Source organism: Glutamicibacter arilaitensis Re117 (genome assembly GCF_000197735.1).
Taxonomy (GTDB): domain Bacteria; phylum Actinomycetota; class Actinomycetes; order Actinomycetales; family Micrococcaceae; genus Glutamicibacter; species Glutamicibacter arilaitensis.
In genome coordinates this window covers 2,006,719-2,027,334 of sequence record NC_014550.1, presented here as the reverse complement: position 1 = coordinate 2,027,334, position 20,616 = coordinate 2,006,719, and the positions used below count along the sequence as shown (strand labels likewise).

Annotated in this window: 18 protein-coding genes and 3 pseudogenes; 10 read left to right on the top strand and 11 right to left on the bottom strand. The window is 55.7% G+C overall.

Annotated elements, in window-relative coordinates; all coding sequences use genetic code 11:
- Positions 1–29 precede the first annotated feature (29 nt).
- The 5 genes and pseudogenes from nrdI to AARI_RS09700 all read left to right on the top strand — a co-directional run.
- Positions 30–515 (top strand): class Ib ribonucleoside-diphosphate reductase assembly flavoprotein NrdI, encoded by a 486-nt coding sequence (nrdI, locus tag AARI_RS09725; protein ID WP_013349129.1) that lies wholly within the window; start codon positions 30–32, stop codon positions 513–515.
- Positions 512–2,650 carry a class 1b ribonucleoside-diphosphate reductase subunit alpha gene (nrdE, locus tag AARI_RS09720; protein ID WP_013349128.1) on the top strand — a complete coding sequence of 713 codons (2,139 nt, stop codon included), beginning with the start codon at positions 512–514 and terminating at the stop codon, positions 2,648–2,650. The genes nrdI and nrdE overlap by 4 nt, the downstream gene beginning before the upstream one ends.
- 214 nt (positions 2,651–2,864) lie before the next feature.
- On the top strand, positions 2,865–3,839 hold the full coding sequence (gene nrdF, locus AARI_RS09715; protein WP_013349127.1) for a class 1b ribonucleoside-diphosphate reductase subunit beta: 975 nt from the start codon (positions 2,865–2,867) through the stop codon (positions 3,837–3,839).
- Between the two features lie 1,004 nt (positions 3,840–4,843).
- On the top strand, positions 4,844–6,115 hold the full coding sequence (locus tag AARI_RS09705; RefSeq protein ID WP_013349126.1) for an MFS transporter: 1,272 nt from the start codon (positions 4,844–4,846) through the stop codon (positions 6,113–6,115).
- Between the two features lie 420 nt (positions 6,116–6,535).
- Positions 6,536–7,087: pseudogene (locus AARI_RS09700) on the top strand (helix-turn-helix domain-containing protein); the annotation flags it as partial.
- A 115-nt stretch (positions 7,088–7,202) separates the two neighbouring features.
- On the opposite strand, the pseudogene AARI_RS09695 reads toward AARI_RS09700, so the two are convergent.
- From AARI_RS09695 to istA, 4 genes and pseudogenes are all read right to left on the bottom strand, one after another.
- Positions 7,203–7,700, bottom strand: a pseudogene (locus AARI_RS09695) (ATP-binding protein); the annotation flags it as partial.
- Between the two features lie 42 nt (positions 7,701–7,742).
- A protein-coding gene (locus tag AARI_RS09690) for an IS3-like element ISAar4 family transposase (protein WP_157867047.1) occupies positions 7,743–8,929 on the bottom strand; the annotation gives its coding sequence in 2 pieces (ribosomal slippage) (positions 7,743–8,674 and positions 8,674–8,929; 1,188 coding nt in all).
- A gap of 36 nt (positions 8,930–8,965) precedes the next feature.
- Complete coding sequence (locus tag AARI_RS09680) at positions 8,966–9,253, bottom strand: hypothetical protein (RefSeq protein WP_049862620.1); 288 nt, start codon at positions 9,251–9,253, stop codon at positions 8,966–8,968.
- Positions 9,250–10,806 (bottom strand): IS21-like element ISAar36 family transposase, encoded by a 1,557-nt coding sequence (istA, locus tag AARI_RS09675; protein ID WP_013349124.1) that lies wholly within the window; start codon positions 10,804–10,806, stop codon positions 9,250–9,252. The genes AARI_RS09680 and istA overlap by 4 nt, the downstream gene beginning before the upstream one ends.
- Before the next feature lie 158 nt (positions 10,807–10,964).
- Here istA and AARI_RS18635 point away from each other — a divergent pair.
- Positions 10,965–11,864 (top strand): annotated as a pseudogene (locus AARI_RS18635) (IS481-like element ISAar22 family transposase); the annotation flags it as partial.
- A 232-nt stretch (positions 11,865–12,096) separates the two neighbouring features.
- Here the strand turns inward: AARI_RS18635 and AARI_RS09665 are convergent.
- Both AARI_RS09665 and AARI_RS09660 read right to left on the bottom strand, forming a co-directional pair.
- A complete protein-coding gene (locus AARI_RS09665) occupies positions 12,097–12,300 on the bottom strand; it encodes a cold-shock protein (protein ID WP_013349123.1) in 204 nt (67 codons plus the stop codon).
- A gap of 695 nt (positions 12,301–12,995) precedes the next feature.
- Entirely contained in the window at positions 12,996–13,913 is a 918-nt protein-coding gene (locus AARI_RS09660) for an NAD(P)/FAD-dependent oxidoreductase (protein WP_013349122.1), read from the bottom strand.
- 74 nt (positions 13,914–13,987) lie between these two features.
- On the opposite strand from AARI_RS09660, the gene AARI_RS09655 reads away from it, so the two are divergent.
- On the top strand, positions 13,988–14,563 hold the full coding sequence (locus AARI_RS09655; RefSeq protein ID WP_013349121.1) for a helix-turn-helix domain-containing protein: 576 nt from the start codon (positions 13,988–13,990) through the stop codon (positions 14,561–14,563).
- Positions 14,564–14,636: 73 nt separating this feature from the next.
- Positions 14,637–15,455 carry a thioesterase family protein gene (locus AARI_RS09650; protein WP_013349120.1) on the top strand — a complete coding sequence of 273 codons (819 nt, stop codon included), beginning with the start codon at positions 14,637–14,639 and terminating at the stop codon, positions 15,453–15,455.
- On the opposite strand, the gene AARI_RS09645 is transcribed toward AARI_RS09650, so the two are convergent.
- A complete protein-coding gene (locus AARI_RS09645; RefSeq protein WP_013349119.1) occupies positions 15,452–16,066 on the bottom strand; it encodes a uridine kinase family protein in 615 nt (204 codons plus the stop codon). The two genes, AARI_RS09650 and AARI_RS09645, sit on opposite strands and share 4 nt — an antisense overlap.
- 95 nt (positions 16,067–16,161) lie before the next feature.
- Here AARI_RS09645 and AARI_RS09640 point away from each other — a divergent pair, with 95 nt between their 5' ends.
- The gene (locus AARI_RS09640; RefSeq protein WP_041648792.1) at positions 16,162–16,899 is read left to right on the top strand and encodes a lipoate--protein ligase family protein; all 738 of its coding nucleotides are present in this window, start codon (positions 16,162–16,164) and stop codon (positions 16,897–16,899) included.
- Between the two features lie 55 nt (positions 16,900–16,954).
- On the opposite strand, the gene AARI_RS09635 is transcribed toward AARI_RS09640, so the two are convergent.
- A complete protein-coding gene (locus AARI_RS09635; protein WP_013349117.1) occupies positions 16,955–17,233 on the bottom strand; it encodes a glutaredoxin domain-containing protein in 279 nt (92 codons plus the stop codon).
- A 126-nt stretch (positions 17,234–17,359) separates the two neighbouring features.
- On the opposite strand from AARI_RS09635, the gene AARI_RS09630 reads away from it, so the two are divergent.
- Entirely contained in the window at positions 17,360–18,088 is a 729-nt protein-coding gene (locus AARI_RS09630) for an SOS response-associated peptidase (protein WP_013349116.1), read from the top strand.
- On the opposite strand, the gene AARI_RS09625 is transcribed toward AARI_RS09630, so the two are convergent.
- The 3 genes from AARI_RS09625 to AARI_RS09615 all read right to left on the bottom strand — a co-directional run bounded on the left by AARI_RS09625 (position 18,085) and on the right by AARI_RS09615 (position 20,408).
- Positions 18,085–18,597 (bottom strand): hypothetical protein, encoded by a 513-nt coding sequence (locus AARI_RS09625; protein ID WP_013349115.1) that lies wholly within the window; start codon positions 18,595–18,597, stop codon positions 18,085–18,087. The two genes, AARI_RS09630 and AARI_RS09625, sit on opposite strands and share 4 nt — an antisense overlap.
- Before the next feature lie 96 nt (positions 18,598–18,693).
- Positions 18,694–19,323, bottom strand: coding sequence for an MBL fold metallo-hydrolase (locus AARI_RS09620; protein WP_013349114.1), 630 nt, complete (start codon positions 19,321–19,323; stop codon positions 18,694–18,696).
- Entirely contained in the window at positions 19,323–20,408 is a 1,086-nt protein-coding gene (locus AARI_RS09615) for an S-(hydroxymethyl)mycothiol dehydrogenase (protein ID WP_013349113.1), read from the bottom strand. Before AARI_RS09615 ends, AARI_RS09620 begins: the two co-directional genes overlap by 1 nt.
- Positions 20,409–20,616: the final 208 nt, after the last annotated feature.

The window sequence follows — 20,616 nt, the reverse complement described above, 5'->3', positions numbered from 1 at the left end:
CCGCTCGCTTGCAGTGGAGGCGAAAAGTAATGCCACCTACAGCGCTTGCCGACAGGCCAAATGCTGAGGCCCAGAACCCGGTGCAGTTCACCGATTCGAAGCTGATTTATTTCTCTTCGGTTTCGGAGAACACCAAGAGGTTCGTGGGCAAACTTGAGATGGATGTGGCTCGGATCCCGGTCTTCGCGACCGAGCCGCAACTGATCTCAACCGCACCGTATGTCTTGCTCATACCCACGTATGGAGGAGAGCATGGCAAGCGCTCGATCCTGCCGCAGATCATGAAATTCCTGCAGGTCGAGCAGAACCGAGAAAATCTTCGCGGAGTGATCGGTGCGGGGAATACAAACTTCGGCGCGTACTACTGCATTGCGGCAAAACGCATTGCGCAGAAATGCAACGTACCCGTCCTCTATAAATTCGAACTCATGGGAACCTCGGACGATGTTCTCAAAGTCAAAGAAGGGCTTGAAACCTTTTGGACACCAGCGTCGCAGAACCGGCAGCAACGATGAAGAGCTCAAAGGAGCTTCCAGCCCAGTTCCAGGGCTTGAGCTACAACGATCTGAACGCCATGCTGAACCTTTACGGTCCAGATGGAAAGATTCAGTTTGAGGTGGACCGCTATGCTGCCCGCCAATACTTCTTGGATCACGTGAACAACAACACCGTGTTCTTCCATGATCTCGATGAGAAGCTTGAATACCTGGTGAAGCACGAGTACTACGAGCGTGAAACCCTCGACCAGTACTCGATGAACTTCATCCGTGATCTGTTCAAGCACGCCTTCGGCAAGAAGTTCCGTTTTGAAACCTTCTTGGGCGCTTTCAAGTTCTACACCTCGTACACCTTGAAGACCTTCGATGGTAAGCGCTACCTGGAACGCTACGAAGACCGCGTGTGCATGGTTGCACTGCACCTGGCACGTGGCGATGAAAAGCTGGCTCTGCACCTGGTCGATGAGATCATCGAAGGCCGTTTCCAGCCTGCAACTCCAACGTTCTTGAACGCCGGCAAGGCTCAGCGCGGCGAGCTCGTCTCCTGCTTCCTGCTTCGCATTGAAGACAACATGGAGTCGATTGCCCGCGCCGTAAACTCCTCGCTGCAGCTTTCCAAGCGCGGCGGTGGCGTTGCGCTGTCGTTGACCAACCTGCGCGAGCACGGTGCTCCGATCAAGCAGATCGAGAACCAGTCCTCCGGCGTCATCCCAGTGATGAAGCTTCTTGAAGATTCCTTCTCCTACGCAAACCAGCTCGGTGCACGTCAGGGTGCCGGTGCCGTTTACCTGAACGCACACCACCCAGACATTTACCGCTTCTTGGATACCAAGCGTGAAAACGCTGACGAGAAGATCCGTATCAAGACCCTGTCCCTGGGTGTTGTCATTCCGGATGTCACCTTCGAACTTGCTCGCAAGAACGAAGACATGTACCTGTTCAGCCCGTACGACGTTGAACGCGTCTACGGCGTACCGTTCAGCGAAATCTCCGTCACCGAGAAGTACTATGACATGGTCGATGACGCGCGGATCAAGAAGACCAAGATCAGCGCACGCGAATTCTTCCAGACCTTGGCAGAGATCCAGTTCGAGTCCGGTTACCCGTACATCATGTTCGAAGACACCGTGAACAAGGCCAACCCAATTGCTGGCCGCATCACCATGTCGAACCTGTGCTCGGAAATCCTCCAGGTGTCCTCGGCCTCCGAGTTCTCCGATGACTTGAGCTACAAGACCGTCGGCAAGGACATCTCCTGCAACCTCGGTTCGATGAATATCGCCAAGGCCATGGACGGCAAGGATCTGGCTACTTCAGTCGATATCGCCATCCGCGCGTTGAGCGCAGTTTCGGACATGTCCTACATCGCTTCGGTACCTTCGATTGCTGATGGCAACCGTAAGTCGCACGCTATCGGCCTGGGCCAGATGAACCTGCACGGCTTCCTCGCTCGTGAGCACATCTACTACGGTTCCGAAGAAGGCATCGACTTCACCAACATCTACTTCTACACGATTCTGTTCCATGCGCTGACCGCATCGAACAAGATCGCCATGGAGCGTGGTGAGACCTTCGATAACTTCGAGAACTCGAAGTACGCGTCGGGTGAGTTCTTCGACAAGTACACCGATCAGGAATGGGTTCCAGCAACCGAACGTGTTCGCGAACTGTTCGACGGCATGCATATTCCTACCCAGGAAGATTGGAAGACGCTGAAGGCTTCGGTTATGGAGCACGGCATCTACAACCAGAACCTGCAGGCAGTACCTCCTACCGGTTCGATCTCGTACATCAACAATTCGACTTCCTCGATCCACCCGGTCGCAGCGAAGATCGAGATCCGCAAGGAAGGTAAGATCGGCCGCGTTTACTACCCGGCTCCTTACATGAACAACGAGAACATCGACTTCTACGAAGACGCTTACGAAATCGGCTACGAGAAGATCATTGACACCTACGCTGCGGCAACCCAGCACGTGGACCAGGGCCTGTCGTTGACCTTGTTCTTCAAGGACACCGTCACCACTCGTGACATCAACAAGGCTCAGATCTACGCATGGCGCAAGGGCATCAAGAGCCTGTACTACATCCGCCTTCGCCAGCTCGCGCTGGAAGGCACCGAGGTTGAAGGCTGCGTTTCCTGCGCACTGTAAGACCTTGAGTCATTGACCGGCTTGCCGGCCTTTGGCTTCACGCAACAGCTGCCGTGGGGTTCCGTCCAGCGGCAGCTGTTGCATATCAAAACCACCTCGGATCGTGTTAGCGATCCGAGATTAACTTAGGGCCTTGCTGAGCAGGTGCCGTTGAAAACAACGGTAGAGTTGTAGGCAAAGTTCTTAACACGATTTAGCTTTTCGATGAGGGGCAATGACCGAGAAGATTCAGCTCACCAACAAGGTTGAGGCAATCAACTGGAACCGCATCCAGGACGACAAGGACGTAGAGGTCTGGAACCGTCTCGTCAATAACTTCTGGCTTCCGGAGAAGGTGCCGCTGTCCAACGACATCCAGTCGTGGGGTACCCTGACCGAAGACGAGAAGCTGCTGACTATGCGCGTCTTCACCGGTCTGACCTTGCTCGATACCTTGCAGGGTACCGTTGGAGCTGTTTCGCTGATTCCAGATGCGCTCACCCCGCACGAAGAAGCCGTATACACCAACATCGCCTTCATGGAATCGGTGCACGCAAAGAGCTACTCCTCGATCTTCTCGACCTTGGCCTCCACCAAGGAAATCGACGAAGCCTTCCGCTGGTCCACTGAAAATGTGAACCTGCAGAAGAAGGCCCAGATCATTGAGAGCTACTACCACGGCGAAGATCCACTGAAGCGCAAGATCGCCTCGACTCTGCTCGAATCGTTCTTGTTCTACTCGGGCTTCTACCTGCCAATGCACTGGTCCTCGCATGCGAAGCTGACCAATACCGCAGACTTGATCCGCCTGATCATCCGCGACGAAGCCGTTCACGGTTACTACATCGGCTACAAGTTCCAGAAGGGACTGGAAAACGAGACCGAAGAGCGCAAGCAGGAGCTGAAGGACTACACCTTCGAGCTGATGTACGAACTGTACGAAAACGAAGTTCAGTACACCCACGATCTTTACGATCCGGTAGGCCTGTCCGAGGACGTCAAGAAGTTCTTGCACTACAACGCCAATAAGGCTTTGATGAACTTGGGCTACGAGGCGATGTTCCCATCTACCGTAACCGACGTTTCGCCTGCGATTTTGGCTGCATTGAGCCCGAACGCTGACGAAAACCACGACTTCTTCTCTGGTTCCGGTTCGTCGTACGTAATCGGCAAGGCAGTAAACACCGAAGACGAAGACTGGGATTTCTAATTCTAAAGAATCTTCATCTCGATTGCTGATGAATAGAAGGCCATGGACCCATATTGAGTCCGTGGTCTTCTTGTCTTTAAACCACTTTCGAAAGACCGTGCAGCGGCAGGTTCCGGGACATCGTGCATTGCCTTGTGCGAACGAAGTGTGCTGGCCGTTGAAGAGAGCAGCTATTTGACCAGTGGAATTGCCGCCATGGCGGTATTGGCAATGGAAATCAGATCCCCACATTTTCTATCGTCGCAAGCGCGTCGAGACATGCCTAGAGCTACCGCAAGAATGGAAGAAGCCAAGTTACCGGTGTTTGTCTCAGGTAAGAGCTCGTCTTTTTCAACTCTTTGCCCCAGCCGTTCACTTATAGTTCTGGCCGGCTGTTCTCGCTTGCTTGATAGACGTGGCTCGGAGATGAGCAGGCTTCCGGGCGGGGTCGCTTCATCGACATAGGCGTTCGGAACTAATTCGAAGCAATTTGGCTACAGATTCGCTGGTTGTTGGTTGGGCGATCGCAGTGGTGACATTTTAGAGACTTCGGCATAGTACAGCGCTTGCTTACTCTAAGGAGCTCTCCTTGTTCCCGAAAGCCGCGTAAAAGCTGGTCGCGCGGATTCCCATCTCAGTAGTTAAATTGATGATTGACGTTGCGGTGAGTCAGCTGCACTGGAAAGTGAAAAGACATCAGCTTTCCACGTCGTATCCCAGGCACTGGACGGTCCTGAATCCGGTGTAACAGAAATACTCGTCGATGACCTGAGCTGTCAGGTTAAAACAGGACTGAGCGCTGAACAGACGGAGCGATATGCTGGCCTGATTTGAGACTCGAATGATGAGGGCCTGGAACCATGGCAGGTACCTGAGGATTCGAATCAGGAATTTCTGCCAAGCCATGCGTGACGTTGGCCCCGCCTGGGCGGGCCAACGTCACGCATGGCGAAAAAGGGCAATTCCAAGCAGTATTTAGTAGATACTTAGACGGTAAGAGAAACTATGCGAGTGCGGGAGCAGCTGTGCAGATCGAAGCCTCATCCAATGAACGTAATTCGCTGGGTGACCGGGAGATTACCCGGATTCGGCGCAAATCGATTTCGATTCTTGCTGCCGGCCAGATTCTCGGGGGACTAGGTAGCGGTGCAACCCTAACGTTAGGATCGCTGCTGATCGTAGACATTTCGGGACTTGACGAGTTGGCCGGTATGGCTGCAACCATGAATACGCTAGGTGCTGCCTTCATGGCTCTGCCACTGGCGGTTCTCGCGCAGAAGTTCGGTCGGCGTATTTCGCTCTCAACAGGCGCATTAATTGCAGCCAGCGGTGTCGTCATTATTATTTCTTCCGCATTTCTCCGCTACTGGCCTTTGCTTTTGCTGGGCATGCTGGTTCTGGGAACTGGCTCGGCAATGAACTTGCAATCGCGGTTTGCAGCTACGGACCTATCCACCAAAGCAACGCGAGGGCGTGACCTGTCAGTTGTGGTGTGGTCAACAACGGTGGGCGCTGTGATAGGTCCAAACTTATTTGAACCGGGCGAAGAGCTTGCGCGATTCATCAGTCTTCCGCCGTTTACCGGTGGCTTTCTCATCGCCATGTGCGCGCAGCTGATTGGCGTGTTTGTTTATTGGCTGGGACTGCGTCCGGATCCCTTACAAGTGGCACAGCACCAAGCGGCCGTGAAAGCGGATAATACCCAGCTTCGCCGGCGAGGTTGGAGCATTCTAAAAAACACCCCCATAGCCAGACGTGCGGTGCTCACTGTGGCATTAACACATCTCTACATGGTGTCCTTGATGTCAATGACGCCGATCCATATGCAGCACCAAGGCGCTAGCTTAACGCTAATCGGTATCACGATTTCAATTCATGTTGCTGGGATGTACGCGCTGTCACCGGTATTCGGCTGGCTCACGGATAAGGCCGGTCCGCGCACCATTATCTTCGCCGGGCAGGCATTGCTGATTACCGCAAGTGTCTTGGTGTGGAGCAACGGCCAGAGCCATACCGTAACCACGTTGGCCCTGTTGAGTTTGGGACTTGGATGGTCGGCAGCAACGGTGGCTGGTGCAACGATGATTACCGGGGCAGTGGGAATCGCAGAGCGCCCGCAGCTGCAGGGTACTTCGGATCTCTGCATGAATTTAGCTGGTGTAGTCGGCGGTCTTTGTGCCGGTCCAATTCTGGGTGCCGTCGGATTCCAAGGACTGGCAGTGGTGTTGCTGATCTGCGCGATGGTCATGATCGTCGTGAATTTGAAATCCAACAGCTCTAATATTGTCCACGGGTAGCTAGTTGTCTTCAACGGATGCGGACATTTATGCTAGCAAAGCGGGCCTATGGAAGATTGACCGCTATGCAGCATCAGTGGGGGAGACCGCCGGTTAACTGCTCGCGCGTAGAAAATGGGCCGGCAGCAGTTTTCATAATGCGTGCTTGGTGTCTTGCAGGACCACCAGTGTTTTCGCGTTAGCGCGATTTGTGTTCAGCGTCTGGATACGGGCTAAGCACTGACGCAGATTGCAGTGATCCCCGGCAACATTGCCACGCTGGTGATACCGACTGCGAGATGGGCTGTCATGTCCTCTCTCAGAACATCGCTTACACCCTGACTCACAACATCGCTTACAGGATGTATCAGCACATCGCTGACAGGTAGCAAGACATGCTGGCAGGCCCCTTCTGGTCAGCGATCAATTTGATAATTAAACGTGTCAAATTCATTATCGGCGTCGATACGCCGCCAAATCATCGAGTTCGATCCGGGCCTGCCAGACTCCTTGAGTATCTCGCAGTTCTGCAAGGAACTGGGAATCAGCAGACCCTCCTACTACAAAGTCAAAGAGCGATTCGTTGCCGAAGGGAACAAAGCACTCAACCCGCACTCCAGAGCCCCGAAAACAGACCGGCGCATCTACAGCGACCAAACCAAAACCACGGTCCTACGCATCCGCAAGCGACTGGCCAAGGACGGGTGGGACAACGGGCCCTTATCTATCTGGTTCGAAAGCCTTGATACTCAGGAGTTCGGTGAGCTACGCCCCTCGGTGGCCACGATCGGCAGGATCCTTGCCGAGGCCGGAGCTACCAAGCGAAACCCGCGCAAACGCCCCCGTAAATCATGGCTGCGCTTCGCCCGTTCGCATCCGATGGAAATGTGGCAGATCGACGGACTGGAATATCGATTGTTCGACCAGGACGCGACCAAGGCGATGATCTATCAGCTCATTGATGACGGCTCCCGATTCGACGTGGGTACGCGGTGAATATTCGTAGGTCTGGGTACCACCAGATATTGCCTTTGGGGACCACAAGTATTGCCGTTGGGAGCCAGCGATCTCTCGGAAGGGAACCACCAGCCCCCAACAGCATTCCTAGTTACGAAGAGCTCAACTGTTCACGCATGTTGTACGTCCCGGTCTCGAACCACGTCGTGTTGTGAATGATCCGATCCATGATCGCGTCTGCATGAACCCCGGAACCGAGCCGCTGATGCCAATCCTTCTTCGGATACTGGGTGCAGAACACCGTCGATGATGTTCCATAACGGCGTTCCATCAGCTCCAGAAGCATTCGAAGGAAATCGCCATCAGGTCGATCCAACAGCCACTCGTCAATGACCAGCAGCGTGTACGACCCATATTTCTTCAAGAATTTCGAAGCGCCCAACGGCTTGTCCTGAACTTGAACCCATTCTTCTTCCAAGTCCGGCATCCGTACGTAAAAAGTACGAATCTGATGACGGCACGCCTGCTTAGCCAACGCGCATCCCAGATAGGACTTCCCTGAGCCAGTGAAGCCTTGGAAAACCACGTTATGGTTCTGGGCGATGAAACCGCAACTGCCCAACGAAGCCAAAGTGGTTTGGTCTAGGCCTGGGCTGCTTAGGAGTTTTCGGACAGCGGATTAATGGTTTCTCTACGCTGCCGTAGCCGACTGCTGATAACTATAATGGACTTCATTCGGACGCCGATAACCAAGCGCCGAATGACGCCTACGACTGTTATAGAACCCCTCAATATAGCGGATAACGTCCTTGCGGGCCCGTTCCTTCGTAGCGTAGGTCGTGCGGTAGACCCGCTCGTTCTTCAACGCCGAGAAAAAAGTTTCTGCCTGGCTATTGTCCCAGCAAATCCCGGTCTTACCCATGGACGAACGCATCCCCAACCGGGCAACCAAAGCCCGGTATGAAGCCGAGGTATAAACACTTCCGCGGTCGCTGTGGCTGATCGCGTTCGGCTCGATCCTGCTCGTATCCGCAGCGTTGCGCAGGGCCTTCTCCACCAGCTCGGCACGCATGTGATCCTCGATCGCCCAGCCAACGACTTTCTTCGAATAGCAGTCGATGACCGTCGCCAGATAGATGAACCCCTGCCACGTGTGAATATACGTAATATCACCGACGAACTTGAGGCCCGGGCGATTCGCGGTGAAGTCACGTTTCACCAGATCAGGCATGCTTGCAGCAGCTTCGGCATCCGCTTCGGTAGTGGTCCTAAACGGTCGTGGCTGACACGGCACCAGGCCCTCTTGGCGCATGATCTGGCGGACCAGCTCCGGTGAGCACTCGCTGTTCTCAGCGGCGAGGTCCGCGTGGATCCTGCGGTACCCGTAGGTTCCTTCTGATTCCTCGAAGAAATGGCTCACACGGTCCGCCAAAGCCTGTCTGCGAGCCGCGGTGGCCGAGACTGGGCGGGAGCGCCAGTGGTAGAACCCGGACCGGGAGACCTCCAGCCATCGGCACATCTTCACAATCGCCGGAGTTGACGAGTCTGCTGCGTAGGAGTCGATGAATTCATACTTCGCCACTACCGTGGCTCCCTTGCGAAGTATGCGGCCGCTTTTTTTAGGAACGCTGCTTCGGCCTTCAGCTCTTGGTTTTCGCGTTCGAGTTCCTTGAGTCGGGCACGTTCGGAAACGTTGAGTTCCGGCTCGGTCTCAGGGCCGCCGTGGGCTTCTTTGTACTTCTTCAGCCAGTTGCGTAGCGTTTCGGTGCCGACGCCGTATTCAGTGGCGACAGACTTGATGGGTCTGGCTGTGTCGATGACTTCGCGGCAGAGTTCGTCTTTGAATTCCTGGCTGAACTTGCGTCGTGTTGATGACATTTGTGGTGCTTCCTCATTTCGGTGAACCCCATCATTTCATGGGGTGCCACTGTCCGAAATATCCATAGCAGCCCAGCCACGCTCTTCGACGAAATCCAAGGTACGCAGGTCAGCATCGGGGTAACGAAGCTTGGCCCGCCGAACCAGCCCTCCCACGCGTCCCGTGGTGTAGGCCGAATGTGCTTCGTCCACGGCCATCCGCATCCGCTCATTGAACCTTAGGCTCATGCTTAATGACTCGTCCTGCGCTTCGACCGCATGCAGCAATTCAACCGCACCCATCTCGCGCAGTTTTCTTTTGGTCTCCAGATCCAAACCGCTCATCGCTGTCCTCCGTCGTAGTAAGCGCTACCACGGACGTAGCCACCAGAATCCGCAACAACAGGGACTTCAGCAATGAGGTTCTTGTCCTGCCCAGTCTTCAAGATCGGCTCCAAATGGGCGTATCGCGGCGAGTTGATAGCACTTTCCAAAGCGATTCTGCATGCTGCGTCCAACCTGTCTGAACTGTACTTACGGCTTAACCGCAGCACCGCTAATGCAGGGTTGATCCCTTGTTCCTGAACCTGGACTGCAGCAAAAATCCGGTCAACCACTTCCAAAGTCTGCACTCCACACCGTTGCGCCCACTCCCGCACTCGCTGCGGATCCCATTGAGTGAAGCGGTGTTCTGCTGGGATATCCGAATCATTCGTTTGGTACTGGTTCACACTCTGCGCGGACAGCAACACATGGCTACCCAACCGCTGATGTCCTTTGAAGATTTCCAGCACCGTGTCAGTGACGCGCAAGTCCACGCTGGCCCCGAGATGGGCGACCGGAACCGAATAATAGTTCCGCTTGTACGAGACGTAGCTGTTCTTCGCGACTTTGCGCCCGTAAACCCAGGTGCTGATGACATATGGCACGGCTGGCAAGGGATGCAGCAGAGGCTGCTCTTGTTCGCGGAACACGCTGGTACGCGAGCCAGCACGCTTCTGAAAAGGCTGCGCGTTGTAGGCGTGGACCCGTTCGCGGATTGCCTGGCGTAATTCGTTCAAGCTGGTATAGGTGCTATGCCGCAAACCGGCGATGACCCAGGTAGCGATATGTCCAACGGTGTTCTCTACGCTGGCTTTGTCTTTCGGCTTGCGTACCCGTCCTGGCAGCACAGCAGCACTGTAGTGCGCCGCCATGTGCCGGTAGGCATCGTTGAGCACGATCTCACCTTCGGTTGGATGGCGGGTCACGCCTGTTTTCAGGTTGTCCGGCACGATCCGCGGGACGCTGCCCGTGAAGGCTTCGAACATGCTCACGTGCGCTCTGAGCCAGGAATCCTGGTTCATGTTCAAGGTCGATTCGACGAATGCGTACCGGCTGAATGGCAAGCAAGCGACGAACAAATACACCTTGGAAGGTGCCCCGGTCAGCGGATCTGTGAGTGTCATGGTCGGTCCCGACCAGTCCACTTCCACGCTCATCCCCGCTTTGTGTTCGACGCGGGAAGCTACATTAGACTCCAACACAAAGCGTTGGTAAGTCTTGCAGAAACGGTCGTAGCCCATCGTGGGCGTATCAGGCCGGAAATGCTGGTCAACGTATTCGCTGTGGAGAAGCTTGAGCGTCACGCCGACCTTCGCCAGTTCTTGGTGCACACGTGCCCAATCAGGTTGGACGAAGACGCTGGTGTGGGTTCCTCTGCCTGGGAATAATCTGTCGTAGACAGTGGACTCAGGGATGTCTCGGGCTGCCTCCCAGTCAAGTTGTTCGCGGTCTGCTGCTTCGAAGACGGCAGCAACGCTACGACGGGAGAATCCCTGGGATGTGGAGATCGACCTTTGCGAGAATCCTTCGGATCGAAGCCTCAGGATTGGCTTCGTCTGGATTTTACGTACCATTGAAAATGGCTCCTTTCACCATGTGGCCCTCACATAGTGAAAGGAGCTTACTTTGTGGTCCCCAATGAAGCCATAGGTGGCACCCGAGCACAATAATCACGATTTGCGGTAATGGCTCCCAAAGACAATTTCAGTGGCCCCCAAAGAGTCGAATATTCACGCGGTGCTTTGAGCAAATGGAGAACGCGCAAGATGCGATGGAAACGCTCAAGGCAGCGTTCGCGGAGTATGGGGTGCCGCAACAACTTCTCAGCGACAATGGTGGTGCTTTCAATCTTTCTCGGCAGGGCCTGGTGAACCAGACTGAAATATTCTTGGCTAGCGTGGGCTGCGAAGCGATTACGGGCCGGTTCAGTCATCCGCAAACGCAAGGCAAGAACGAACGCAGCCATAATACGTTGACCCGGTTCCTCGACGCGCATGCACCACATAACCTGGCGGAGCTTTCCACGTTGTTGGAGCAGTATCGGAATCACTATAACCACCGTCGGCGCCACCAGGCGCTGAAAGTGGGGCACACGTATCTGACGCCTGCTCAAGCGTGGGAAGCCGGTGATCATCGTGGTTCGGATGGCGTGGCCATCGATATTGCCCGGATACAGGCCAAAGCCCAGTCGTACTTGGACAAGGCTCTGGCCGTGAAAGCCGATTTGGTTCCGGAGGGCGTAGTGGATGATGGGCTTCAGGTGTTGGGACGTACGAAGGTTGAAAACTACACCGGTAGCCCCAGCGTACTGACGGATCAACGCGATGATGTGATCCAGATTCGACGGACGAATCCGCAGATCTATTTTCGTGGCCGTGTTTTCAAGGTGCCAGCTCACCTGATCGGTGAATACCAGCTGGTCTTGAGCAAGGATGCTTATACGCTTTACAGCACTGTTGATGGTGAGCAATCACTGTCATTTCCGTTACCGGTCAGGCTGCATTCCAGTGCGCGTTTGGTGCCGTTGTGGCAGGTGTATGGAGCCCGGATCAGGGATCCGAAGCCGGCCTGGACTCAGAAGCGGATCGAGTATGAGGACATCTACTATTCGTCTGACGTCGCCGTTTCCTAGCTAAGGAGATTCGTTGCGCACGGTGTCAGCGATGTTGTGAGTTTGGTTGTCAGCGATGTGCTGATGCCGCGTGTCTACGATGTCCTGAGTTTGGTTGTAAGCGATGTGGTGAGTTCGTGTGTAAACAAACTACCGAGTGATTACACGAGATGGGCTGTCACTGGCAGCCGGTTAAAAGCAACAAAGGTGCAGTTCCAACCTTGCGGGGAACTACACCTTTGAAGAAAGTCTCTTAGCGAGCCTGAATGTTGGTAGCCTGTGGGCCCTTTGGACCAGCTTCCAGGGTGTACTCAACGGTCTGGCCCTCTTCGAGGCTACGGAAACCGAAGCTCTGGATTGCGCTGTAGTGTGCGAAGACGTCAGCCGATCCATCCGAAGGAGCGATGAAGCCGAAGCCCTTTTCAGCGTTGAACCATTTCACGGTGCCAGTGGCCATAGTGTTATATCCTTATTTATTGATTGGCCACGTTGTGGCCGGGTTGCCGATCCGAAGTTCCGAATCGGAAAATTTAGGGGTTACCTCGTGCAGAGCTGCCGAGAACGATTCGCCTGCCGTCGATACGGAGAATCGAATACTGATTTTGCCGGTATCGGCCAAAACGGGTGTCGCTGCACTTGCTTAAACATCGTCGGAATCCAGGCTGCTAACGGGTAATGACCCCACGCTAGCGGAGTAGAACAAGGAATCCACAGAATTGTGACGTACAGAGTCGTCGAGATGTTGTATCTGCAGTGAAGAAGAGAAGATGAAGAATTCGTTTCGATAGGAGTTCATTCGATCTAAAGATCGGTGAACCGATTTGTAAAGCACAGACGATTTGTTGGCTGTGCTACAAATCCTACTGCTAACGATTACTGGCGGGGACTCACACCTGTAACCGTTGAGGTAACAGATCAAGCGTACCATCGATCGCTGGCCTGTGGGAAGTGATGAGTGCTACGTAGGTGTTTTGCGGGCATTGAGAATGCCGCGATGCGCCAGTTAAATCCCTTTGACATGGGGGTATGTAGAAATTATTTTTTTCGAAATTGATGCGCGCCTTCCAATCCATCCACGTGTTGCCACTTGCCCCATCCGAACCCAACGATTATTGGCCCGGGTGGGGCAAGCGGATGCCAACGTTTTCTTGCTTAGCTGGTGGCAAGTTGGGAACTAATCAGGTCCGCGTTAATGGCAGCTCCGGCGATCGTTCCCGATGCGGCGGCTGCCATAACCATGGCCCCCAGATTGCAGACATTCCCTGCAGCATAAATGCCTGCGACTTCCGTAGCGCCCATTTCATTAACGCTGATATACGTCCCCAACGGGTTTTCGGCGAGGCTTCCACCGAGTGATTCGTAGAGGGCAGCTTGTGCCTGCATGTGGGTTGCAACCACTAGCGTTTCGGCGTTGAGCCGCTGATTGTTTGCCAGCAGTACCGAGGCGAGGGTGCCTTGATCGTCGAATTCGACGGCTATCACCGACTGTTCCAGGACAGGAATGCCCAAGGCTTCCAGGGTTGCCCGGTTCTCTTCAGCTAGTGCGCTGGAGTTGTGGTTGATGAAAGTGATTTTCGAGCTCAGCTGGTTGAACATCATTGCTTGATGGCTGCTCATGGCTCCGATGCCGAGAACTAAAAGCTCTTGATTCCGAACTTCCCATCCGTGGCAATAGGCGCAGTGAATAGCGCTCTTGCCCCAGGCTTGAGCCAATCCAGGTATTTCCGGCAAATTATCAATGAGGCCCGTAGCTAGAACGATCCGTTCGGCGCTGTAGGATCGCTCAGTCATCGTCACGGTGAAGCCTGTATCCAGTGATCCGGTGAGGGTGTCCACCTTTCCCTCGATGATCCGAGCGCCGTAATGCCGGGCTTCGTCTCGTCCTCGTTCCAAAAGGTCCATTGGGTTGGTTCCTTCTTGCCCCAAGATGTTATGGGCATGCGAGGCCTTCGCGTTGCGTGGATTTCCTTCATCGATGACTAGCACGGTGCGTCTCGATCTGCCTAAGGCGACTGCTGCGGCCAGCCCGGCACTTCCGCCGCCAATGACGATTGCTTCAAAATGTTCCATTGCTCCTCCAGTGTTTATTGTGGCGTTGGCTCAAAACTATCGATGTTTTGCGCGTCAGTAACTATGATTTGCGTATGACGCAAGAATTCGAAGTAGATCAAGTCATTCGCCAACGCATAAGAAACCTGCGGCAAAATCTGGGATGGTCGCTGGAGTCGCTGGCTTCCAAGGCCTCAATGAGCGTTTCTACGCTCAGCAGAATTGAAACTGGCAGCCGCCGTATCGCACTGGACCAGCTGATTCCGATTGCGAAGGCCTTGAACACCAGTCTTGATGAGCTGGTATCGACCTCTGAAGCGCAGATCATCATTCGTCCTGAGCCAATTTCGATGCCCGGAATCACCATGTGGAAGCTCTCTACGGAAGACGCGGTTAACGGCGTCAATGTTTCGAAAATGCGTTTCGATCCGTCAAAGGCTCCTGCGCCCACCGAGCTGCGGATCCATCCTGGCAAGGAATGGTTCACCGTGCTGCTTGGTGAAATCCAGCTGAAGCTCGGTGAGCGGATCTATCACGTGAAGGCAGGGCAGTCGGCACAGTTCGACACGATGACACCGCATGCGTTGTGGGCCGTTGGCGGCATAGCTGAGGTGCTGGGAATTATGGATAACGCTGGTCAGCGGGCACATGAACACGACACAGCCAAGTAGTTTAGTGATTTCTATTACTCATTGGATAACCTGAGATCAGAGTAAATAACTTTGTGATGCCAGGAGGGCAATGATGACACACCAGCTCAATGAAGAGCTAGAAAAGGTCCTGGCTGACGGCGATTTCTATTTTGAATCCCTCGGCGAAGGACGCTTCCGCTCATCGTGGCATTCCCAAGGAGCTTGGAACCCGCACGAACAGCACATGGGGCCTGCTTCGGGAATTTTGGCTTACGCCTTGGAAAATTTCGAGCCTCGCGAAGATATGCGCATCGCCCGGATCAGCTATGAGATTCACGGTTTGATTCACGCCGGAGAATTTGAGATCACCACACGCATGGTCCGCCCTGGCCGCACCATTGAGCTGATCGAAGCTGAAATGACGGCCAAGGGACGCACAAGCATTGTGGCCCGCGCGTGGCGAGTTATCACGGCCGACACCAACGAAGTAGCTGGGATCGAGGACCGGTCAATTCCCGGTCCTGAAACCTGTGCTGTCCAAGCTATCAGCGAGCAATGGCCCGGCGGCTACATCAAGTCCATCGAGATGCGTGCCAATGAGCAGCTCCGTCCAGGACGCGGTTTCGCGTGGCTGCGAACTCCCTATGCCCTGGTTGACACCAAAGATGCGAGCGACATGTCCAGCCTTGTGGGAATGATCGACACCGCTAATGGAGTGGTGCCCCGGGTGAATCCTAGCGAGGGAACCTGGATCTATCCGAATGTGGACCTGCAAATCCACATGTACCGGCGGCCTGTCGGCAAGTGGCTGGGGCTTGAAGTCCAGCAGAGCTTCGGTACTGATGGAATCGGCCTGACCTCGACGGTATTGCACGATGTCGCTGGCCCTTTCGGGCGCGCTGAACAGATCTTGACGGTGCGTTCTCGCTAATTCGGTGCCGAGGTATGCAGCCCAGCCAGAAGCTTCTTCAATTCGGGTTTCGACTTCAAAATGAACTGGCGTTGGCGGTACTTTTCCCGGTCTGCTCCGTGGGCTTGGAACAGTGCGTAGCCGCGCTTGATCAAGAACAGGATTGGCTTGCGGCGCTGCGCCACGTCGCGGACAAAGCGGCGAAGTGCGGTGACTAGTGCAGGTTCATCGACATAGTAGGCCTGAACGTTCAGTCCCTTGGCTCGTAATGGCTCAAGGATCTCGTAGAGGAAGATGCCTTCGGCCACGATGGGACCACCGATACAGGTGATTTCCCGGTGCCCGTCGTAGCTTGAGGTAGCGATCGAGTAGTTAGGCACCATTGTGGTGCCGTGCTCCAGCAGATCATCGATGGCCTGGAGCGCGGCTTCCTTGTTCCAGGTCGCTGAATGATCCCAATCGATCTCACCGTATGCAGTTCGCGGGAAGGCGAAGGATTCCCCGTCTTCGCTGATCTGGCGGTAGAACTCATCAAGCGGCAGGTGGGGTCGGCCGAATCGCGAGGCGAGGTAGGACTTGCCCGAACCTGAAGGTCCGCCGATCAGGATGACAGGGGTCGAAGAATTTGGCACGCTTTTTATTATGGCCCAGAAAAGCTGGGCAGGGGCAGTCAAGTGCTGTGACATCTAATCCATCTGGGACCAAATGCTGAATTAGACTCAGTTTTATGAGTTTGTGGAATCCCCAGTCAGATAAGCCGTTGTCAGTAGTGATCGAAGATCCTAGCGGTGACCCGTCGGCTGATTTGGAACGCGGGGTGCAGCTGCTGAGGCAAGTGCAATCCGGCGAGCGTGGAGCCTTGCTCCGGATTTACCGGCCGGACCCCACCTTGGCTTTCGGCCAGCGAGATATACGACTGGCTGGATACGAAGCGGCGAGAGAAGTTGCCCAACAGCACGGCTTCGCGCCCTTGGTACGCAAAGCTGGCGGTCGGGCTGCGGCCTATCACCGTGGCACCTTGATCGTCGATCACATTGAGCCTGAGGATGGTTCGGTGATGCGCCAGCAGATCCGTTTTGAAACTTTCGCGCAGCTGTATGCCAATGCTTTCCAGCGAGTTGGCGTCAATGCGCAGGTGGGGCCAATTCCGGGGGAATACTGCCCCGGGGATCATTCGGTTCACGGAACCCCCGATGAGAGTTCGCCGCGAAAATTTCCGGTGAAACTGGTCGGCACGGCCCAGCGTGTGGTTTCCGGCGCGTGGCTGTTCTCCTCGGTATTCGTGGTGGAGGGTTCCGTCTCGCTGCGCCAGGTGCTGGACGGGGTTTACCAGGCCATGGGCGTGGCGATGGATCCAACGACGGTAGGCGCGGCCAATGATCTGCTTGCCGGGGTTACCACCGAAGCGTTTAGTGCTGCGTTGCTCGAAGAATACCGTGAGCACGCCACGCTGATTGGGCTCTAACCGGGCTTAAAGCAATGAATCGGCACCAGCAGGTGCCGATTCATTGGTGAAGGGACTAGGCGCCGACGCGCGTAACGACCTCTTCGATGCGTGGGTTGGTCGCTGCGGTGCCGTCAGGGAAGATCAGGGTTGGTACGGTCTGGTTGCCGTTGTTGAAGGACTCGACGATCTCTGCCGTGCCTTCAACTTCCTCGATGTTCACCTCGGTGTACGCAACACCCTTCTGATCCATCAGACGCTTGAGGTTGCGGCAGTAGCCGCACCAGCTGGTGGTGAACATGGTGACTCCGCCTGCAGCGGGTACATACTGGTCAAGGTTCAATTCGTTGCTCATACTTGGTGTAACGGCAGCACTGTTCGCTTTGTTCCCCTGTAGGCGGAAAAGTTCACTGATTTCTTTGCGCTCGCTCGCTAGACTGGGAGCAGATTTTCCTAGAGATCCAAGCTTAAGGGGCAGGCGATGTGCGGACGGTATGTGATGGCCAAGGCCATCGGCGATCTGGTAGCCGAGGCCGAGGCAGAAACCGACACCAACCTGGAACTGCGGCAGTCGTGGAACGTCGCTCCGACCACCGACGTGCCGATCGTGCTCGAGCGGCTGATCGACGATGAGCTGCATCGCCAGATTCACGTGGCCCGCTGGGGCTTGGTGCCAGGCTGGGCCAAGGAACTGTCCGTAGGCGTGCGTGCCTTCAACGCACGCAGCGAGACGGCCAGCACCAAGCCGACGTTCCGTTCGGCGGTGAAGAAGCGTCGTGCGCTCGTGCCGGTGCAAGGCTACTACGAGTGGAAGAAAGAAGGCAGCAAGAAGCGTCCCTTCTACGTGCATCGCGAGGATGGGAAGCTGATCTTCTTCGCCGGACTCTATGAATGGTGGAAAGACGAGGACGGCGCCTGGGTCCTGTCGACCTCGATCATGACCATGGACTCACCATCGGCAGAAGAACCCGGAGTGCTCGGTGAACTAGCTGGCCTGCATGATCGTCTGCCGATTCCGCTGGATCAGGAGATGATGGGCCGCTGGCTGAACCCCGCCGAAGAAGACGGCGAAGGGCTCATTGAACAGATCCGTGCCCAAGCCTTTGATGTGGCTTCCACTTGGAGAATGCATGAGGTCGATACCGCAGTGGGCAACGTGCGCAATAATTCTCCGGAGCTCATCGAAGAGCACAGCAACTCATTGTTCTAGCCTCGGATGGCTGAGCCGTTGGGCTTGGAATGGTACCGGAATCCCAGATAGCTGCTGGCCAGCAAGGTTCCGGCCACAAGCCCCAGCTTTCCCATGACGCTGGCCATGCTGGCCGGAGCGAATTCCGCTTCGCTCAGCGGCGCATAGGCGAACCAGCCGAAGGTTCGAACCTGGTTGTAGTCCCATACCAGTGCTGCGATACCACCAGCTGCCAGCAATAATCCGGCGATCAGGAACCAGGCCTTGAACCGCGTGAGCTGGCGAAGCGATAAGCCGCTGGCAACCCCAAGCGCTCCAACGCCGAGCAAAGCCAGCACCCAACCGAGAACTTCGGTGGGACCCGGGCCAAAGTAGATTTCAGAGTCTTCGACCAGCGGTACATAGGATCCAGAGTAGAAAACTACTTCTTGCTGACTGTCCCACCACAGCACGACGATGCCGACGATGATGAATACTGCCGCGCCCAGGAATAAGGCAGCGGCGGACTTGTAGCGTTTATCTGAAGGCATGTATTTAATCTTGCCATCACCAGATGTTTTGCGCATCAACTTTAAACACGAGCGGCAGCCGGCCCTAAAGGTCTGCTGCCGCTCGATGCGTGGTGCTTAGTGACCGCGCTTGATCCATTCATCCAGATTCGGTGCTTCGGCACCGATCGTGGTGGCATCGCCATGGCCGGTGTTGACCACGGTTTCGCCTGGCAGATCCAGCAGCTTGGTACGGATCGATTCAACGATCGTCTCGAAGCTGGAGTAGCTGCGGCCGGTAGCGCCAGGGCCGCCGTTGAACAGCGTGTCACCGCTGAACAGCACGCCCAGGTCTTCTGCGTAGAAGCAGGTGGAACCAGGCGAGTGCCCAGGGGTGTGCAGGGCGGTGAGCGTGGTGCCGGCGATGGTGAAGGTGTCGCCTTCGCTGATTTCTGCGTCCACGTCGCGCTCCGGGTAGACAGCTTCCCAAAGCATGCGGTCTTCCGGGTTCAAGAACAGCGGAGCGTCTACGGCATCTGCGAATTCTCCGGCGGCACGAATGTGGTCATCGTGTCCATGGGTGAGCAGCACGGCCATCACTTCGCGTTCACCGACAGCCTCGCGGATCTTGGCAACATCGTGGGCCGGGTCGATCACCATGACCTCGGAATCATCGCCGATGATCCAGACATTGTTATCGACATCCCACGTGCCGCCATCCAGCGAGAAGGTGCCGGAGGTGACGACGTTTTCAATGCGGGCGCTCATTAGAGCTCCACCACCGAACGCAGCACGGTGCCTTCGTGCATCTTCTTGAACGCTTCTTCGATTTCATCGATCTTGATGCGCTCGGTGACGAAGGAATCCAGATCCAGGCGGCCCAGCTTGTACTGCTCGACGAGCATCGGGAAGTCGTGGCTCGGCAGGCAGTCGCCGTACCAGGAGCTCTTCAGCGAACCGCCGCGGCCGAAGACATCGAGCAGTGGCAGCTCGATCTTCATTTCCGGGGTAGGCACGCCCACCAGCACGACGCGGCCGGCAAGGTCGCGGGCGTAGAAGGCCTGCTTGTAGGTTTCCGGGCGGCCCACTGCGTCGATCACGACGTCGGCACCGAAGCCGCCGGTCAGTTCCTGAATGGCTTCAACTGCATCGACCTTGGAGGAATTCACGGTGTGGGTGGCGCCGAACTTCTTGGCGCCTTCCAGCTTGTCCGAGTTCACATCCACCGCGATGATGGTGGTCGCCCCGGCCAGCTGTGCGCCGGCAATTGCCGCAGCGCCCACGCCACCGCAACCGATCACGGCTACGGACTCGCCGCGCTTGATCTCGCCGGTGTTGATGGCGGCACCGATGCCGGCCATGATGCCGCAACCGAGCAGGCCTACGGCAGCTGGATCGGCATCTTCGTCAACGATGGTGCACTGGCCTGCGTGGACCAGGGTCTTCTCGGCGAAGGACCCGATGCCCAGTGCAGGTGAGAGCTCGGTGCCATCTTCCAGGGTCATCTTCTGGGTGGCGTTGAAGGTGTTGAAGCAGTACTTCGGCTCGCCCTTGGCGCACGCGCGGCACTGGCCGCACACTGCGCGCCAGTTCAGGATGACGCGGTCGCCCACCTTGACGTTGGTGACGTTCTCGCCAATCTCGCTGACTACTGCGGTGGACTCGTGGCCCAGCAGGTACGGGAATTCATCGCCGATGCCGCCGAGCTTGTAGTGCAGGTCGGTGTGGCAGACACCGGTGGTCAGCACGTCAACGACGACTTCTCCGGGTCCTGGATTCGGGACGATGATGTCGACGACCTCTACAGGTGCGTCCTTAGCGCGCGAAATGACGGCTTTGACCTTATGGGACATGGAAATAAGCTCCTGAAAGTATTGGCTGTTACTGTCTCGATGCTATCGGTGTGCCGCGCGCTAATCGAGTATTGGGCGACCCATGACGTAGGAAGTTTCGCGCAGAGCCAATTTGCTCAGGCTGACCAAGGGTTTCGGTGGTCAAGAAAGTGACGAATGCGGCATCAGGTTCCGGCAAGCAAGAGAGTAGCACCGGCCGCGGAGCTGA

What these genes read in the sequence shown, in the direction of transcription:
- nrdI (WP_013349129.1), top strand. Translation starts at nt 30, where the DNA reads ATGCCACCTACAGCGCTTGCCGACAGGCCAAATGCTGAGGCCCAGAAC.
- AARI_RS09655 (WP_013349121.1), top strand. Translation starts at nt 13,988, where the DNA reads ATGACGCAAGAATTCGAAGTAGATCAAGTCATTCGCCAACGCATAAGA.
- nrdF (WP_013349127.1), top strand. Translation starts at nt 2,865, where the DNA reads ATGACCGAGAAGATTCAGCTCACCAACAAGGTTGAGGCAATCAACTGG.
- nrdE (WP_013349128.1), top strand. Translation starts at nt 512, where the DNA reads ATGAAGAGCTCAAAGGAGCTTCCAGCCCAGTTCCAGGGCTTGAGCTAC.
- AARI_RS09660 (WP_013349122.1), bottom strand. Translation starts at nt 13,913, where the DNA reads ATGGAACATTTTGAAGCAATCGTCATTGGCGGCGGAAGTGCCGGGCTG.
- AARI_RS09665 (WP_013349123.1), bottom strand. Translation starts at nt 12,300, where the DNA reads ATGGCCACTGGCACCGTGAAATGGTTCAACGCTGAAAAGGGCTTCGGC.
- AARI_RS09650 (WP_013349120.1), top strand. Translation starts at nt 14,637, where the DNA reads ATGACACACCAGCTCAATGAAGAGCTAGAAAAGGTCCTGGCTGACGGC.
- AARI_RS09680 (WP_049862620.1), bottom strand. Translation starts at nt 9,253, where the DNA reads ATGAGCGGTTTGGATCTGGAGACCAAAAGAAAACTGCGCGAGATGGGT.
- AARI_RS09620 (WP_013349114.1), bottom strand. Translation starts at nt 19,323, where the DNA reads ATGAGCGCCCGCATTGAAAACGTCGTCACCTCCGGCACCTTCTCGCTG.
- istA (WP_013349124.1), bottom strand. Translation starts at nt 10,806, where the DNA reads ATGGTACGTAAAATCCAGACGAAGCCAATCCTGAGGCTTCGATCCGAA.
- AARI_RS09625 (WP_013349115.1), bottom strand. Translation starts at nt 18,597, where the DNA reads ATGCCTTCAGATAAACGCTACAAGTCCGCCGCTGCCTTATTCCTGGGC.
- AARI_RS09630 (WP_013349116.1), top strand. Translation starts at nt 17,360, where the DNA reads ATGTGCGGACGGTATGTGATGGCCAAGGCCATCGGCGATCTGGTAGCC.
- AARI_RS09640 (WP_041648792.1), top strand. Translation starts at nt 16,162, where the DNA reads ATGAGTTTGTGGAATCCCCAGTCAGATAAGCCGTTGTCAGTAGTGATC.
- AARI_RS09615 (WP_013349113.1), bottom strand. Translation starts at nt 20,408, where the DNA reads ATGTCCCATAAGGTCAAAGCCGTCATTTCGCGCGCTAAGGACGCACCT.
- AARI_RS09635 (WP_013349117.1), bottom strand. Translation starts at nt 17,233, where the DNA reads ATGAGCAACGAATTGAACCTTGACCAGTATGTACCCGCTGCAGGCGGA.